This window comes from Kitasatospora sp. NPDC057940 (assembly GCF_042887425.1).
Taxonomy (GTDB): Bacteria; Actinomycetota; Actinomycetes; order Streptomycetales; family Streptomycetaceae; genus Kitasatospora.
This window is the reverse complement of sequence record NZ_JBHVPH010000026.1, coordinates 8,817-21,484: the sequence shown is the minus strand read 5'-3', so window position 1 is coordinate 21,484 and position 12,668 is coordinate 8,817. Positions and strand designations below refer to the sequence as shown.

Here is a 12,668-nt window from a genome sequence, read left to right as displayed (position 1 = left end):
CCGGCTCCGACCCGGCTCTGACCGGCCGTCGCCCGGCCCCCGACCGGGCCGCCCCTGCGCGGGCGGGCCCGGATGTGCAAGAGTCTGCCCGTCAGATGACGGCCGCCCCAGCCAGCTGCCCCCAGCCCGCGCGCGGCCGCGACCGAGACGTCAGCCGCCGGCGCGGGACGCCGGCGGCCGAGCAGGATGCGGAGCAGAACGTGGCACAGCCAACCGGGGAGTTCCGGCAGGAGGCCGCCCGCACCCGCGGCGGCGAACTCGTCTCCGGCGCCCTGCTGGTCGGCGTCGGCGCCCCGGACGGCTCCGAGGTCAGGCCCTGCCCCGAGGAGTGGCGGCCCCGCCCGCGCCGGATCGAGCGCAGCGAGCCCGCCCGGGGCCCGGTCGGCGGCGTCGGCCGTGCGGTCGGCCCGCTCGCCCTCGGCGCCGGGCCCGCCGACCTGCCGCTGCTCGACCGCGAGGCCGACGTCGCCGAACTCCTCGGCCTGCTCGCCGAGGGCCGCTCGATACGCCTGGTCGGCCAGGCCGGCTCGGGCCGCAGCGCACTGCTGTCGGCCGTCGCCGAGGCCGCCGCCGACCTCGCCCCCGGCGGCGTCGTCCAGCTCTGCGGGCACCGCCGCACCGCCGCCGACCTGCTCCAGGACCTCTTCGCGGCCACCCACCACGCCCCCGGCTACCGGCCCGACCCGGGCCAGCTGGCCGTGCACCTCGCCGAGGTCGGCGCGATCGTGGTCGTCGACGGCGCGGAGCAGTCCGGCGCCGAGCTGGAGGACCTGCTCGCCCTCGCCCCCGGCTGCGCCTTCCTGATCTCCGCCGCCCCCGGGAGCCCGGCGCTGTCGCCCGGCTCCCGCTTGCAGGACCACCTCGTCGCCGGGCTCTCCCGCTCCGCCTGCCTCGCCCTCGCCGCCCGCCAGGCCGGGCGGCCGCTGGACGTCGAGGAGAAGGCCTGGGCGGTCGACCTCTGGTTCGAGTCCGAGGGGCTGCCGCTGCGCTTCGTCCAGGCCGCCGCGCTGCTGCGCCAGCGGGACGTGGCGGTGGACGCGCTGGTCGCCGCCGAGGAGGACCGGATGGGGGTCTTCGGCGCGGTCGAGGAGCCCGTCCACGACCCCGACCCGGCCGTCCGCGAGAACGCGCTGCGCCGTACCGTCCCGCTGCCGTCCGTCGCCGAGACCGCCTCACCCGCCGTCCGGCTCGCGGAGGGGCTCAGCGAGCCCGCCCAGGCCGTCCTGAGGCTCGCCGTCGCGCTCGGCGGCGAGTGCCCCACCGCGCCGCACCTGCCCGCGCTGATCGACGTCGGCCAGGGCGAGAGCGCCCTCGCCGAACTCGCCGACGCCGGGCTGGCGGTGTCCATCGGCGGGCACCACCGGCTGACCGCCGGGGTGCTGGACCTGCTCGCCCCGCACTGGCCGGCCCGCGGCTGCCTGGACGGCGCCGCCCAGCACTTCGCCTGGTGGGTCGGGCACAGCTCGGTGTCGCTGGAACAGGTCGCGGCCGAGGCGGAGGTGGTGGTCGGCGTGCTGGTCGCGGACCGGGAGGCAGGCCGGCACGACGCCGTCGTGCGCCTGGCCCGGGCGGCCGCGCCCGCGCTGGCGCTGGCGCTGCGCTGGGGCGCCTGGGAGCGGGTCCTGCAGCTGGGGCTGGAGGCGGCCCGCCGGACGGGCTCCGGCACCGACCAGGCCTGGTTCCACCACGAGGCGGGCGTGCACGCGTTCTGCGTCCGGGAGCCGTCCCGGGCGATGGCCGAGCTGGAGACGGCGCTCACCCTGCGGGCCGCCGCCGGCGAGCAGCGCGGCGTCGCGGCGGCCGGCCGGATGCTGGACCTGCTGCGCGCCGACGGGCGGCAGCTGCCGCCCGCCGCGTCCCCCGGGCCGGCGCCCGTGCGGCGGCCCGTGATCCGCGCGATAGCCAAGGTGCCGTCCAGCCTGCGCTCCGGGACGAGGCGCCGGGTGATCGCCGCGTCGGCGGCCGTCCTGGCGCTCGGGGCGCTCGGGACGGCGGTGGCGATGAGCGCCACCGGTCCGGAGCAGCACCCGGGCAACGACCCGCACACCCGGCTCGACGACCCCGACGGCGGGCAGGGCGGGCCGCTCCCGTCCCCGCACGTCGGTGTCCCGACCGCCGGCGCCGGTGCCACCGGTACGGGGGCGCCAGGGGCGGGGGCGCCGGGGACGGACGCGGGGGGCGGTCCGGCGGTGGGCGGGACCAGTCCGGAGCCGTCGGCGAGCGGTGGCGCCTCGCACTCGCCGAGCGCGTCGAAGAAGCCGGGCCGTGGGCCGAGCGAGACCGCGGGGGCCACCGAGCAGTCGCAGCAGTCGCAGCCGCCCGCACCGGGACAGTCGCAGCCGCCGGCCCAGCAGTCCGGCCCGCCGCCGGGCGGCAGCGGCGGCAGCGGTGGCGGCACCGGCGGTGGCAGTGCCGGCGGTGGCAACTCCGGGGGCACTCAGCCCGGCGGAGGCACCAGCACGCCGCCCCCGTCGAAGTCGTCGACCACGCAGCCCCCGGCGACCGCGACCACCCCGCCGCCCGCCACGACGGGCCCCTCGACCGGGACGTCCAGTCCTCCGCCGACGACGCCCTCGCCGTCCGCGAGCTGACCGGTCAGAACAGCTTGAGCTTGTCGTCGTCGATGCCGCGCAGCTCGTCGTAGTCCAGCACCACGCAGCCGATGCCCCGGTCGGTGGCCAGCACGCGGGCCTGGGGCTTGATCTCCTGGGCGGCGAAGATGCCCTTGACCGGGGCCAACAGCGGGTCCCGGTTGAGGAGTTCGAGGTAGCGGGTGAGCTGCTCGACGCCGTCGATCTCACCGCGGCGCTTGATCTCGACGGCCACCGTGGCGCCGTCCGAGTCGCGGCAGAGGATGTCGACCGGGCCGATCGCGGTGGGGTACTCGCGGCGGATCAGGGACCAGCCGGCGCCGAGCACCTCCATCCGGTCCGCGAGCAGCTCCTGGAGGTGCGCCTCGACGCCGTCCTTGATCAGGCCCGGGTCCACCCCGAGTTCGTGGGAGGAGTCGTGCAGCACCTCCTCCAGCGTGATGATGAGCTTCTCGCCGGCCTTGTTCTCCACCGTCCAGACCCCGTCCGCCTCCTTGAGGGCGCACGGCGGGGACATCCAGTTGAGCGGCTTGTAGGCGCGGTCGTCGGCGTGGATGCTGACGCTGCCGTCGGCCTTGACCAGGATGAGCCTGGTGGCGGAGGGCAGATGGGCGGAGAGCCGACCGGCATAGTCGACTGAGCAGCGGGCAATTACGAGACGCACGGTCGACCACGCTAGCCCACCGGGGCCAGTTGATGCGATTCCACGACGACCGGGTGAAGAAACCGGGAACCCCGCGAACATGGAGGTTCGGCAATTCCGCTCACCGCCCGTCGCGGTCTGGCGCCCGTCCCCTGGGGTCGCTACCGTACGTGACGGCACGCGTGCGGGATCGCTGTCAACGGGGACGGAGACTTCAGATGAACGATCCGACGGGATCCGGCCAATGTGGTGCACCGCCGGGTATTTCCGAAGCAATCCACAGGAATGACGGGCCCGTTCCGCCGTTGACTGCCACGCTGTTCCGAGCGCGGTCGGTGTCCGGGACGTCACGTCCCGTGGTGCCGCCGCTTTCGCAGGGTGTCAAAAACGCCCGTTCCACGGCGTTCCGGACACCACGCGCGATCCGCCCACCCTCACTGTGAGCTTGGACTACGCATGACCACCCGGGCGCCGCGCGGGTGGACCGCGAGAGGAGAATCCATGTCGCTCGACGTCTCACCGGCCCTGCTGGAAAAGGCCGAGCGGGGCGAGGTCGACGAGCGGGAATTCGTCGACTGCGTCCGCGTCTCGCTGCCGTACGCCTGGGACCTGATCAGCTCGCTGGTCGCCCAGGCGAAGGTCGACGGTACCGACTTCGCCGACAACCAGGTACCGCCGCCCAGCGAGCAGGCCCGCGGCCAGCTCCTGCGGGCCCTCGCCAGCGACGCCATCCGGGGGGCCCTGCAGCGGCACTTCGGGGTGCGGCTGGCCTTCCAGAACTGTCACCGGGTGGCGGTCTTCCTGCCGTCGGACGCCAACGAGGCACGGCACGCACGCTTCACCTCGGTCCGGGAGCAGCTGCTCAACCAGTCCGAGCAGCTGCGGGACTGCTGACCCGGCAGCACCGCCGATGCCGGGTCCTGGGTCCTGTCCGGCCCTAGCGGCCCGGAAGGTCGTCGGGCCGCCCCCGTCCCCCGGTGCGGGGGGAGGGGCGGCGGCCCGGACCGGGCCCGGCGGCTCCACCCCCGGGCTCACCCCAGCTGCGGCAGCACCTCGGAGCCGAGCCGGGCGATGTTGTGCAGGGTCGCCTCGCCGTCGCCACTGCCCTCCGCGAGCAGCGCGAAGCGGCGGATGCCGGTCCGCTCGGCGGTGGCCAGCAGCCGGTCGGCGCACTGCCGCGGCGTGCCCACCGCGTGCAGGTCGCAGAGGAGTTCGGTGTACTCGCGCGGGTCGCGCATCTTGCGCTCCCGGCCGTCCACGGTGCGGTGGGCGCCGAGCCCGTACTCGAACCAGCCCGGCATGGCGTTCAGCAGGGTGGCGCGGGCCGCCGAGGTGCGGTCGTCGACCTGGGCCACCCCGGCCGCGACGTGCCGGCGGTTCACCCGGCGCAGCTGCTCCTCGCCGCGCCCGGCGGCCAGCCAGGCGTTGCGGTACAGCTCCAGCATGCGCAGCTTGTCGTCGTCGCCGGAGTGCATGCCGAGCAGCATCGGCAGGCCGCGTTCGGCGGCCAGCCGCACCCCGCTCGGCGAGGTGCACGCGACCACCATCGGCGGGCCGGCCACCGGCCGCCCGGACGCGTCGAGTTCATCGCCGAAGCCCTCGCCGAGGCCCTCGACGTCCTGGCGCTGGCGCGGGAACCGCACCGGGCCGGACCGCTCGCCGAGACCGAGCCAGCTGCCCAGTTCGGACCGCCGCACCGGCTCGGTGGCCCGCGGCACCACCGCCACCTCGGGGAAGGCGAACTGCGGGCCGTCCGCGCCGACCCGGGAGCCGCGCAGCCAGCGCAGCAGCAGGTCCAGCCGCTCCGGGAAGCCGTTCTCGAAGGCGTCCACGCCGCCGCCGAACACGTCCAGGTCGATCCAGGGGCCGCCGCGGCCCACCCCGAGCGTGAAGCGCCCGTCCGAGGTGAGGTGCAGCAGCGCGGCCTGCTCCCCGAGCGCCACCGGGTGGGCGGTGGAGAGCACGCTGACCGCGGTGCCGACGCCGATCCGGCGGGTGCGGCCGAGCAGCAGCGCGGCCAGCGTGGCGGCGTTGGGGCAGACCCCGTACGGGACGAAGTGGTGCTCGGCCAGCCAGACGCTGTCCAGGCCTGCGCGTTCGGCCTCGACGGCGGCCCGGACGGTGCGGTCCAGCGCCTCGCGGTGGCTCTGCCCGGGGAACTGCGCGGACAGCAGGAACGCGCCGACCCGCACCGGCGCGGTGTCCGGCGGGAGCGCGCCCGCCCGCTGCGGCACGGGCAGCGGCTCGCCCGCCGCGGCCGTGACCGGGGCGGGCGAGGTCAGCACCGGCCCGGCGGTGGGCGGTCGGACTCCGACGGGCCGACGGGTCTCGGCGCGGGCGCTGGTCTTGGTCATGGTGGGGCCTCCTCGGGTGCGCGCAGGGTCTGCGGGCCCCGCCTGTTCCCCTTGTGGGTATCCGATGTCATGTGCCAATGGCACGCGGAAACCCCGATTTCCTCGAAGATCGGGTGGATCTCGGCAAAAACGAGGGGGCGTCGGACGATGCCGTGATAGTGGCCTGCCGGAAGGGCGGCCGGCCGTAGGCTTGAACGGACCCGAAACCCGGAAGAGAGGTAGTCCGACGTGTCGCCGCGCCGCAACCGGATCAAGAGCGCCGACCCGGGCGGGAGCGCCGAGCAGGCCTCCCCGCTCGGCGGATCGCTGCGCCGCACCGAGAGCCACCAGGGCGACGACTGGGTGGTCCAGACGGTCGCCGGGACGGCCGGGCGGCACTACCGGTGCCCGGGCTGCGACCAGGAGATCCCGCCCGGGATGGGCCACGTGGTGGCCTGGCCGATGCACGGCGCGGGCGTGGACGACCGGCGGCACTGGCACCGCGCCTGCTGGGGCGCGCGGGAGCGCCGGGCCTCCAACGTCCTGCGGGGCCGCGGCGCTCCGCGGTACTGAGCCGGTCAGGCGTCCCGGTTCTTGAGCACCAGCGCGCCGCCGACCAGGGCGGCGAGCGTCCAGGCCAGGCAGATCACGAAGCCCGCCCACGGCCCGTACGGCTGGCCGTGCTGCTCGTACACCAGCAGCATCCGCGAGCCCGCGTAGTCCGGGAAGTAGTGGGCCAGGGTCCTGACCTTCGGCACCGCCGAGAGGATCGGCGAGAGCAGGAAGAAGAACGGGACCAGGACGCCCAGCGCCAGCGTCTGGCTGTGCAGCATCGTGGTGACGCCGGCCGAGAACAGGCAGAGCATCGTCAGGTACAGCGCGGCGCCGAACACCGCGCGCAGCACGTGCGGTTGGTCGAGGCTGGTGGAGTGCGAGCCGAGCAGCGCCTGGCCGGTGAAGAAGGTGACGAAGGCCGTCACCACCGACACCGCCAGGGCCATCGCGCCGAGCACCACCGCCTTGCCGGTGAGCAGGGTGCCGCGCTGCGGGACGGCGGCCAGGGTGACCCGGATCATGCCGGTGCTGTACTCGTTGCCGATGGCCAGCACGCCGAACACGATGATGGCGAGCTCGCCGAGCATGATGCCGGAGAAGGCCGTGCCGGTGGCGTCGAAGACGGCCTGGTCGCCCCGCCGGAACTCGCCGAAGTTGCTGTTGGTGAGCAGGGACAGCAGCGCGCCGATGCCGACGGTGACGACGAAGGTCAGCGCGAGCGTCCAGATCGTCGAGCGGACGCTGCGGATCTTCGTCCACTCGGAGCGCAGGATCGCCGGGAAGGACGTCATCTCAGTTCTCCTCCTGCCGGGCCGCCGCGGTCCGCGGGGCGCCGTCCGCCTTCCACCCGGCGCCCCAGACGCCGGGTGCGCCGGCCGCGTCCCGGCCCGGGCCGTCGCCCGCGTGGTACTCCACCGAGTCGGCCGTCATCTGCATGAACGCCTCCTCCAACGAGGCCTGCTGCGGGCTGAGTTCGTGCAGGACGACGCCGTGGGCCGCGGCCAGGTCGCCGAGCCGGGCGAGGTCGCCGTCGACCACCTCGTAGGAGCCGCCGGGCCCGGGTTCGGACCGGAGCCCGGCCCCGGACAGGGCGTCGAGCAGGCGCTCGGGGTGCGGGGTGCGAATCCGGACGGCGGAGCGGGAGTTGCGCCGGATGAACTCCGGCATCGGCAGGTCGGCGAGCAGCCGGCCCTTGCCGATGACCACCAGGTGGTCGGCGGTGACGGCCATCTCGCTCATCAGGTGGGAGGAGACGAAGACGGTCCGGCCCTCGGTGGCGAGCCGCTTCATCAGGTTGCGGATCCAGAGGATGCCCTCCGGGTCCAGTCCGTTGACCGGCTCGTCGAACATGACGATCTCCGGGTCGCCGAGCAGTGCGGAGGCGATGCCCAGGCGCTGGCCCATGCCGAGCGAGAAGCCGCGGGCCCGCTTGCGGGCGACCGGGGTGAGGCCCACCAGGCCGAGCACCTCGTCCACCCGGCGGGTCGGGATGCGGTTGCTCTGGGCGAGCCAGAGCAGGTGGTCGCGGGCGGTGCGGCCGGGGTGGACGGCCTTGGCCTCCAGCAGCGCGCCGATGTACTTGAGCGGTTCGCTGAGCTGCCCGTAGCGCTTGCCGTCGATGGTCACCCGGCCGCTGGTGGGGCGGTCGAGGTCGAGGATCATGCGCATGGTGGTGGACTTGCCCGCGCCGTTGGGGCCGAGGAATCCGGTCACCACGCCCTGGGGGACCTGGAAGCTGAGCCGGTCCACCGCGAGGGTCCTGCCGTAACGTTTTGTCAGGTCGTGCAACTCGATCATTCGCGCTCCCTTACTCCTTGTCAGGCTAGGACAAAGCGGATATCGCGGCCCGCTGAGTGGGCCCGCCGGGCGTGCCGGAATACGGTGGGCCCATGACCCAGCCCCCCTCCGCAGTGTCCGTCCGCGAGAGCGGCACCGGAACACCCCTCGTGCTGCTGCACGCCTTTCCGTTGAACGCCTCGATGTGGTCCGCCCAACTGGACGCGCTGCCCGGTCTGACCGGCGACGAGGCCCGGGTGATCGCCCCGGACCAGCGCGGCTTCGGCGGCACCGAGCTGGGGGCCGACGAACCCTCGCTGGACCTGGTCGCCGACGACCTCGCCCTGCTGCTGGACGCGGCCGGGATCGAACGCGCGGTGGTCGGCGGGCTCTCCATGGGCGGCTACGTGGCGCTGGCCTTCGCCCGCCGCCACCCGGACCGGCTGGCCGGACTGCTGCTGGCCGGCACCCGCGCCACCGCCGACACCGACGCCGTCCGGGCCAACCGGGAGCGGATCGCGGCCGCCGTCACCGCCCGGGGCAGCGTCCAGCTGCTGCTCGACGAGGAGGTCGCCGCCGGGCAGCTCGGGCCGGACTCGCTGCACCTGGTGGAGCGGGTGCGGTCGCTGGTCGCCGCCGCGTCGCCGGCCGCCGTCGCCTGGGCCCAGCGGGCCATGGCGGCCCGGCCGGACGCGCTGGACGTGCTGGCCGGGCTGCGGGTGCCCACCGCCGTCGTCGCGGGCGCGCAGGACGGCCTGGTGGCACCGGAGGAGGCCGAAACGATGCTCCGGGCCCGTCCGGACGCCGAACTGACCGTCATCCCCGGGGCGGGCCATCTGAGCGCCCTGGAGGCACCGGAGGCGTTCAACACCGCCGTCCGCGACCTGCTGGCCCGGGTGACGGCCGGATGAGGGAGGAATCGACCGGCTGGGACTTCTCGGCGTTGGAGGTGACCGGCCGGATGCCCGTGACCAACCGCGGCGAGGGCCTGGTCGAACTGACCCTGGAACCGCTCGGCGAGGACTACTGGCTGCGCCCCGGCGAGACCTTCATCGTCACCTCGTACGGAGACCACGGCTCCGGCCACCCGTTCGAGGTGCAGTACTGGCCGGACTCGGTGTCGGTCTGGTGCACCTCGTGGTTCGGCACGGTCTCCGACGACGAGGGCAACCAGCTCAGCAGCGGGCACCAGCGGCCCGACGGGGCCTACCCCAGGTGACGCCCGCTCACCCGGGTCACCCGAGATGATGACGGTGGAAAGACGGCAGGCCCTCACCCGGGTGGGTGAGGGCCTGTCCGCTGTTCCGTACGTGCCGTCCGTTCCGCACGTACCGCCGGGCACTGCTGCCCGGCGGCGGCGTCAGCGCGACTGCTGGGCGGGCACGCCCATGGTGTCGTCGCCCGGCAGCGAGGCGGCGGCCACGGCCGCGCCGGTCAGCGTCGCCAGCATCTCGCGGACGTTGGTCAGCTGGGCGTTGATGCTGTCGCGGCGGTTGGTGAGCGCCGCCAGCTCGCGCTCGGACTCGCTGCGGATCCGGTCGGCCTTGGCGTTGGCGTCCGCCACGATGTCCTCGGACTGGCGCTGCGCCGTCTCGACGGTCTGGCGGGCGCGGCGCTCGGCGTCGGTGCGCAGCTTCTCGGCCTCCAGGCGCAGCTGCTCGGCCCGGTGCTCGATCTCGGCCAGGCGCTTCTCGGCCTTGGCCTGACGGGCGGCCAGGTCGCGCTCGGACTGCTCGCGGCGCTTGGCCAGGTTGGTCTCGAACTCCAGCGCGGCCTGGGCGGCCTTGGTGCGGGTCTCCTCGAAGAGGGCGTCCGCCTCCTCGCGCTTGTTCTGGGCGTCCTTGTTGGCCTCGGCGCGCAGCTGGGCGCTGTCGCTCTTGGCCTTGTCGACGATCCGCAGACCCTCGTCCTCCGCCTTGGCCTTGCGGTCCTTGGCGTAGTTCTCGGCCTCGGTGCGGACCTGCTGGGCAGCGGCCTCGGCGAGCTCGCGGTGCTGCTCGGAGGCGCGGTGCGCCTCGTCGCGCAGGTCCTTGGCCTCCTCCTCGGCCAGTCGCAGGATCTTCTCGACCCGGGCGCCGAGACCGGCGTACGAGGGCTCGGCCTCGGTGACCGCCGCCTGCGCGGTCTGGGTCTCCAGGTGGAGTTCCTCGATGCGCTTCTCGAGCGCGCTGATCCGGGTCAGGGCACTGTCACGGTCGGCCACCAGCTTGGTGATCCGCTCGTCGACCTGGGCGCGCTCGTACCCACGGCGCACCAGGTCGAAGCCGTGAGGGGAGTGACTGTCGCTCATGGGGTTCTGGGCTTCCTGTCGTCAAACCGCTGAGGTGGTTGAGGGAATCCTGACACGGTACCGGAGTGTCGACGGCGAGATGCCGTCGTCCCGCGGACAATGTCCGCTCAATCGGGTGGTGCGTTCTTGGAACGATTGCCGCCCGACCGGGGGGAACCAATTCCGGCACCCGCCTTGGCACCCCCGTCCTTCTTGGTGCTGCTTCCCCCGTTGGTCTGGGCGACCGGTGCCGGTGCCTCGAACGCCTCCAGCGCGGACAGCACGTCCTGCACCCTGGAGATCTCGGTGTTGATGTCCTTGCGCCGCCGCACCAGCTCGTCCAGCTCGCGCCGGCCCTCGCCGGTGACCCGCTTCGCCTCGGCCTGCGCCTCGGCGAGCAGCCGCTCGGCCTCCGCCTTCGCCAGCTCGACCTGCTCGTCCGCGCTGCGGTCGGCGTCCCGCAGCCGCTTCTCCGCCTCGGTGGCGGCGTTCTCCAGCCGCTCCTCGGCCTCGGCCTCGGCCGACTGGAGCTTGGCCTCGGCCTTGACGATCAGCGCCTCGGCGCGGCTGGTGGAGTCGGCGAGCTTGGTCTCCGCCTCCTTCAGCAGCCCCTCGGCCTTGCGGACGGCCGAGATCCGGACCTTGCTGGCCTCCGCGGACGCCTCCGAGGTGAGCTCGCCCGCGCGGTCCTCGGCGGCCGCGACCAGCGCCGCCGCCCGGTCCTCGGCCTCGGCGACGGTGGCCACCGCCTGCTCCTCGGCCTCGGTCAGCTGCTCCTGAGCGGCCGTCACCAGGGCGTCGACCCGCTCGCCGGCCGACTTCATGGCCGCCGCGTTCTCCTTGCGGGCGCGCTCGTGCAGCGCCTCCACCTCGGCGTCGGTGCGCTCGCGCAACTCCTCGGCGCGCTCGCGGATCGCGGTGGAGTCCCGGCGGGCCTCGGCGAGCAGCGTGTCGGCGTCGGACCGGCCCTTCTCCACCTCGGCCTGGCCGGCCGCCTCGCCGGCGGCGACCAGCCGGTCGGCCTCCTTGCGGGCGGCGGCGACCATCGCGTCCGCCTGCTCCTCGGCGGCGGCGGTGGTGGCCAGCGCGGTGGTCTGGGCGTCCTCGCCGAGCGACTCGGCGTCCGCGAAGGCCTTCTCCAGGACGGAGTTGGCCTGCTCGCGGGTGGCCTTGTCGAACTGCTCGGCGGCCTCCCGGGTCTCCGCGTCGTACGCGTCGGCGCGGCCGTGGGCGGCGGCGTCGTACTCGTCGGCGAGGGTGCGGGTGGCGAGCGCGTACTCCTCGGCCTCGGCGCGCAGCGCGGCGGCCAGCTCCTCGGCGTCGGCGACCAGGCCGGCCGAGCGCTCGTCGGCGGCGGCCATCGTCCGGGCGGCCTGGGCCTCGGCGTCCGCGCGCAACTGCCCGGCGCCCTCCCGGGCCGCGTGCAGGACGGCGTCGGCCTCCGCTCGCAGGTGCTCGTCGTAGGCCTGGGCCTCGGCGCGCTGACGGCCCAACTCGGCCTCGTGGGCCTCGCGTTCGGCGGCCAGCTCGCGGTCGGTCAGCTCGCGCAGGGCGGTGGTCTCGGCGTCGGTGCGGGCGCGCAGTTCGGTGGTCTCGTGGTCGGCCAGGGCCCGCTGCTCGGCGGTCTCGGCGTCGGCGAGTTCACGCAGGGCGGTGGTCTCGGCGTCGGCGAGGGCCCGCTGCTCGGCGGTCTCGCGCTCGGCCAGCTCGCGCAGTTCGGCGGCGGCCTGCTCGGCCCGGTCGCGGACCTCGGCGGCCTCCCGCTCGGCGGCGGCCTTCCGCTCGGCGATCTGCTCGGCGGCGGCCTCGTGCATGCCGGCCACCGACTGGCGGACCTCGGCGGCCTCCTCCTCGGCGGCCTCGACCAGGGCGGCGCCCTCGACGCCGGCGGCGGCGACCAGCTCCTCGCCGTCGACCCGGGCCTGCTCCAGGACGGCGGTGGCCTCGGCCCGGATGCTGTCGGCGGTGGCGCGGGCCTCGGACAGCTCGCGGCCGGCCTCGGCGCGGACCGTCTCGGCCTGCTCGGCGGCGAACGCCAGCTCGGCGGCGGCCTTCTCCCGGACGGCCTTGGCGTCCCGGGCGGCCTCGGCCTGGCGCTGCTCGGCGGCGCTGCGGGCGCCCTCCAGCAGTTCCTCGGCTTCGGCACGCTGGGCGGCGACGTGCTGTTCGGTCGCTTCGCGCTGTTCGGCGGTCTCGCGTTCGGCGAGGGCGCGCAGTTCGGCGACGTGCTGTTCGGTCGCCTCGCGCTGTTCGGTGGTTTCGGCGGTGGTGCGTTCGGTGAGTTCGGTGGCGGCCTGTTCGGCCTTGGCCCGGACGTCGGTGGCGTACGCCTCGGCGGCGGTGCGCTGTTCGGTGGTCTCGCGGTCGGCGAGCTCGCGCTGCTCGGCGCTCTCCCGCTCGGCCAGCTCGCGCTGTTCGGCGGTCTCGCGTTCGGCGAGGGCGCGCAGTTCGGCGACGTGCTGTTCGGTCGCCTCGCGCTGTTCGGTGGTTTCGGCGGTGGT

At 74.9% G+C, this 12,668-nt stretch carries 10 protein-coding genes and 1 pseudogene; 5 read left to right on the top strand and 6 right to left on the bottom strand.

Translation table 11 applies throughout. The features are described 5' to 3' along the window. Positions 1-200: 200 nt before the first annotated feature. Positions 201-2,591 carry an ATP-binding protein gene (locus ACFVTF_RS30125; RefSeq protein ID WP_387817497.1) on the top strand — a complete coding sequence of 797 codons (2,391 nt, stop codon included), beginning with the start codon at positions 201-203 and terminating at the stop codon, positions 2,589-2,591. Positions 2,592-2,595: 4 nt separating this feature from the next. Here ACFVTF_RS30125 and nucS read toward each other — a convergent pair whose 3' ends face one another. Further along, positions 2,596-3,255: an endonuclease NucS gene (gene nucS / locus ACFVTF_RS30120; protein WP_280676005.1), complete on the bottom strand. Its 660-nt coding sequence runs from the start codon at positions 3,253-3,255 to the stop codon at positions 2,596-2,598. Positions 3,256-3,735: 480 nt separating this feature from the next. On the opposite strand from nucS, the gene ACFVTF_RS30115 reads away from it, so the two are divergent. Next, positions 3,736-4,128: an SCO5389 family protein gene (locus ACFVTF_RS30115; protein ID WP_371517115.1), complete on the top strand. Its 393-nt coding sequence runs from the start codon at positions 3,736-3,738 to the stop codon at positions 4,126-4,128. A gap of 137 nt (positions 4,129-4,265) precedes the next feature. On the opposite strand, the gene ACFVTF_RS30110 is transcribed toward ACFVTF_RS30115, so the two are convergent. Beyond that, on the bottom strand, positions 4,266-5,426 hold the full coding sequence (locus ACFVTF_RS30110; protein ID WP_371522678.1) for an LLM class flavin-dependent oxidoreductase: 1,161 nt from the start codon (positions 5,424-5,426) through the stop codon (positions 4,266-4,268). A gap of 390 nt (positions 5,427-5,816) precedes the next feature. On the opposite strand from ACFVTF_RS30110, the gene ACFVTF_RS30105 reads away from it, so the two are divergent. Then, the gene (locus tag ACFVTF_RS30105) at positions 5,817-6,140 is read left to right on the top strand and encodes an ATP/GTP-binding protein (protein ID WP_363371918.1); all 324 of its coding nucleotides are present in this window, start codon (positions 5,817-5,819) and stop codon (positions 6,138-6,140) included. 5 nt (positions 6,141-6,145) lie between these two features. Here ACFVTF_RS30105 and ACFVTF_RS30100 read toward each other — a convergent pair whose 3' ends face one another. Together ACFVTF_RS30100 and ACFVTF_RS30095 are read right to left on the bottom strand one after the other, a co-directional pair. Beyond that, a complete protein-coding gene (locus tag ACFVTF_RS30100; protein WP_371517114.1) occupies positions 6,146-6,913 on the bottom strand; it encodes an ABC transporter permease subunit in 768 nt (255 codons plus the stop codon). A gap of 1 nt (position 6,914) precedes the next feature. Continuing rightward, positions 6,915-7,919: an ABC transporter ATP-binding protein gene (locus ACFVTF_RS30095; RefSeq protein WP_387817496.1), complete on the bottom strand. Its 1,005-nt coding sequence runs from the start codon at positions 7,917-7,919 to the stop codon at positions 6,915-6,917. 92 nt (positions 7,920-8,011) lie between these two features. Between ACFVTF_RS30095 and ACFVTF_RS30090 the strand changes: the two genes are divergently transcribed. Both ACFVTF_RS30090 and ACFVTF_RS30085 read left to right on the top strand, forming a co-directional pair. Continuing rightward, on the top strand, positions 8,012-8,809 hold the full coding sequence (locus tag ACFVTF_RS30090) for an alpha/beta fold hydrolase (protein ID WP_371517112.1): 798 nt from the start codon (positions 8,012-8,014) through the stop codon (positions 8,807-8,809). Continuing rightward, entirely contained in the window at positions 8,806-9,117 is a 312-nt protein-coding gene (locus tag ACFVTF_RS30085) for a hypothetical protein (protein ID WP_350879584.1), read from the top strand. The genes ACFVTF_RS30090 and ACFVTF_RS30085 overlap by 4 nt, the downstream gene beginning before the upstream one ends. A gap of 141 nt (positions 9,118-9,258) precedes the next feature. Here ACFVTF_RS30085 and ACFVTF_RS30080 read toward each other — a convergent pair whose 3' ends face one another. Together ACFVTF_RS30080 and ACFVTF_RS30075 are read right to left on the bottom strand one after the other, a co-directional pair. Further along, a complete protein-coding gene (locus ACFVTF_RS30080) occupies positions 9,259-10,188 on the bottom strand; it encodes a hypothetical protein (protein ID WP_063347784.1) in 930 nt (309 codons plus the stop codon). Positions 10,189-10,295: 107 nt separating this feature from the next. After that, a pseudogene (locus tag ACFVTF_RS30075) lies at positions 10,296-12,668 on the bottom strand (hypothetical protein); the annotation flags it as partial.